2 protein-coding genes are annotated in these 3,451 nt (G+C 73.8%); both read left to right on the top strand.

Annotated elements, in window-relative coordinates; translation table 11 throughout:
• The first annotated feature begins 83 nt into the window (after nt 1–83).
• Nucleotides 84–395 carry a hypothetical protein gene (locus E0504_RS48170; RefSeq protein ID WP_243657983.1) on the top strand — a complete coding sequence of 104 codons (312 nt, stop codon included), beginning with the start codon at nt 84–86 and terminating at the stop codon, nt 393–395.
• Between the two features lie 449 nt (nt 396–844).
• Nucleotides 845–3,229, top strand: a complete 2,385-nt coding sequence (locus E0504_RS48165; protein WP_112106210.1) for a DUF6541 family protein — start codon at nt 845–847, stop codon at nt 3,227–3,229.
• The last annotated feature ends 222 nt before the right edge of the window (nt 3,230–3,451 follow it).

Genomic DNA, 3,451 nt, shown 5'->3' with positions numbered 1-3,451 from the left:
TCACTTAAAGCATGGCCATTGGGCTCCCTGCCGGCCGGCTCGCCGCCACCTGCCACGCCCGGGGACGTGGCGGGCGACAGCTGATGGGGCCCGCCACTCGCGACCGCCGACGGGCCTGCGCGGCTGCCGCCCTCGTGGTTCTCGCGGCGTCCGGAGCGGTCGCCGGCTGCCGCCTGGACGACGACGAGCGGGGGATGGGTGACGCGCCCGTCCTGAACCGGCGCGGGGATGACACGCCGGCCGAGGTGTTCAATTTTCCGGATCACTTCGGGAACCTGGCCACGAAATGCGTCGGCCACGGCCTCCGCGGCTACACCACCACACATTTCGCCGACGACGACGGCTACATTCCCTCGGCCAACACCAAGATTGTCCCGGACCCGGACTGCCGATGATCTGAGGCCGGGCCGCCGGGCCGCCGGCCGGACAGTGACCGAGGCGCCACGGCGACCGTGCCACCCATGTCGGTCGGCCGACCCCCGTTTGCCAGCCCACTCCTGTCGTCCGGCCCACTCCCGTCTGTCGGCCCGCCACATCCGTCAGCCCGTCCGTCGCTGCCGAGCCACCAGGTCCCGTCAGGCCCCTTCGCCGGGCTGCCCATGCCCGCCGGGTCGCGACGTCCACCGGGGTGCCCCTGGCCGGCGCGTGGTGCCGAGCCCCGGTTTCGGCCGTCCCGGAGCGGTTTCTTATCATTTCAGGCGCTGCGGACGGCACATTCGGTGCGATCAACAGATCACGGATGAATGGTGTGATCGAGGTTGGATGGGGCTGACACGGATGACCGGGAACGCGCCGCGCCGGATCACGGCGCGACCATGACGGACGCCGCCGCACCCCGCCGCCGATGACTGTCGACTCCCCGGTCGGCGCGTCGACCGGAGGTGGTCCGACCACGGCGGACAGCACCGCCGGGACGCTCCCGGGCACACCCGTCGACCTGGCCGACGGCACCGGTCACGCGGAGCCGTCCGGAGCGGGCACGCACGCAGGCCCACGAGGCCGGCGGTTCCGGCAAAGCCGGCAGTTCCAGTGGGCCCGGTCGTCTCTGTCCCTGTCTCTGTCCCGGTTCCGGTCGCCGGCCGGCGTCGTCGCGGTGGTCGCGCTCCTGTCCTTCGTCGCGAGCCTGGTCCTGCGGGTCACGCTGTACCCGGAGGGCTCCGGCGACGCGGACGAGGCCGCGTACATCCTCCAGGCGCGGATGCTGCTCGAGGGGCGGCTGACCCTGGACGCGGGCGCCGTCGAACCGTTCTTCCGGCCGTGGTTGACGGGTGTGCACGACGGCCGCGTGTTCACCAAGTACCTGCCGGGCTGGCCGGCGTTGCTCGCGCTGTCCCAGGCGCTGTTCGGCACGATGGCCGTGGCGCCCGCCGCGGTCGCCGGGGTCTGGGTCGTCGGGACGTACCGCCTCGCCCGCGAGCTCTTCGACCATGCCTGGAGCGCGGTGGCCGCCGCTGTGGGCGTCGCGCTCTCGCCGCTGGTCCTCCTGCATACGGCACTGCCACTCGCCTACGCCCCGGGTGCAGCCGTGCTCGTCCTGGCCAGCGCGGAGCTGTTGCGCGGTGCGCGGACGGGGGCGCGGGCCGCCCTTGCCGGCGGCGGAGCGGGCCTGGGGCTGGTGCTGTTGATCCGGCCGTTCGACGTCGTGCTCGTGGTCCTTCCCGTGATCGTGCTCGCGGCTGTGCGGCGACGGCGGGAGCTCGGGACGCTGCTGCGGCGTTCGGGCTGGGCGGTGATCGGCGCGCTACCGCTGGTCGTCGCCCTGCTCGCCTACTGCTGGCGGGTCACCGGATCGCCCCTGCGTATGCCGCTGTCGGCCTCGGACCCACTGGACCGGTTCGGTTTCGGCCCGCGCCGGATCCTGCCGTCCGAGTCGAGTTTCCTGTTCACCCGCCGGCTGGCGCTCGACGCCCTCCAGGAGACGCTCGAGGTGGCGCCGAGCTGGTTCTTCGGCGGTGCCGCGCTGATCGCGCTGGCCGCCGTCGGCCTGGTGGCGCCGCGGCGGCGGCTCGAGCGCCTGTTCCTGCTCGCGACGACGGGCGTGGTGCTGGCCGGCTACACGTTCTGGTGGGGGTCCGCTTTTGCCATGCCGGGCCTGCGCAACGGCCTTGGCCCGCACTACCATCTGGCCGCGTTCACCCCGGTCGTCATCCTCGCGGCCGACGGCGCCCGATGGCTGTGGACGTTCCTCCCGGCGCAGTCGCCGCTGTCCCGCCGCCCGGGCTCATCCGCCTCGGGCACCGCGCGCGGCCTGGCCGGGCGCATGGTCCGTCCGGGCGCTGTGGCCGTGGCCGTGGCCGGGCTCGTCGCGATCACGGTGCCGACCCTGCAGCCCCGGATCGACGTGCAGCGCGGGGTCAACGAGGGCAACGACTTCCTGGCCGCGCTGCTCCCGGACGACCTGGGCGGGCCGGCCGTGGTGCTGGTGACGCCGACGGTCCCGAGCCGCTACACGCAGGTCCCCTACCACTCGCTGCGGAACTCCCCCGACCTCGACGGACCCGTCGTCTTCGCGGCGGACATCGGGCCGGGCTCGGCCGCGCTGCCTGACCGGATGCCGGACCGGGCGATGTTCCGCCTGCGGCCGGACGAGATCGCCGACCCGGCGGTCCCGGGCAGCTTCCGGGGGTCCTTCGTGCCGCTGAGGCAGGTCACCGGGAGCCGCGTCGAGATCCGTGTACAGGTACGGATTCCCGGTGACGCTGGGACGGCACCCGTCCGGTCGGGGGATGCGCGGCTGCACGTCCGCCTCGGCGGGGAGGTCCGCACCCTGCGAACAGCCGTCCCGGTGGACGCAGCCGGTGGCGCGGCGACGGCGGGGAGACCGGCCGCGGCCGCTGGGTCGGGCGTGGTCGCTGGGTCAGGCCCGGCCGGGCACGGGGAGCAGCCAGGCATCCGCCGGGGCGTCCCCGTGACGATCACGCACACGTTCGTGCTCACCACCGGTCCCGGCACCGGCCCGGACGAGATCGGGACCGCCGGCGCGTCGCTGCCCGCCGAGCTCGTCGTCGGGTTCACCGATGGCACCGGCCCGGCGAGCGGGACCTGGGAGGAGCGGTTTCCCCTGGTGCGCAGCCCCGGTGGCGACCTCTCCCTGCTCGCTCCCGGGCTGGGCTGGCGCCGACTGCCCACGGTGGCCGGCAGCGGCACGGCCGGCGGCGACGGCCAGTGGCTCCCGGCCAACGCGAAACCCACCTTGGACGTCTCGCTGACCGGCGCCGCTGCCCGCTGACGCCATCCGTTGACGGCCGCCGGCATTCGCTGACGGCCGCCGGCATTCGCTGACGGCCGCCGGTGTCCGGTGACGGCCGCTACGACGGGCTGGCCAGCCGGCCTGCCGCCGCGGCGGCGGCGGATCTTTCCGCGTAAACCGGTGGCATTCCGCGCGCAACGAAGATTAGTGGCGGCCGGTACCGAAATTTGGATGGTGGTTACTGACGATTAATGTGTGGTG

The organism is Parafrankia sp. BMG5.11, assembly GCF_004337455.1.
Note: the sequence above shows the minus strand (reverse complement) of the source record. Positions and strands in the feature narration are given on the sequence as shown.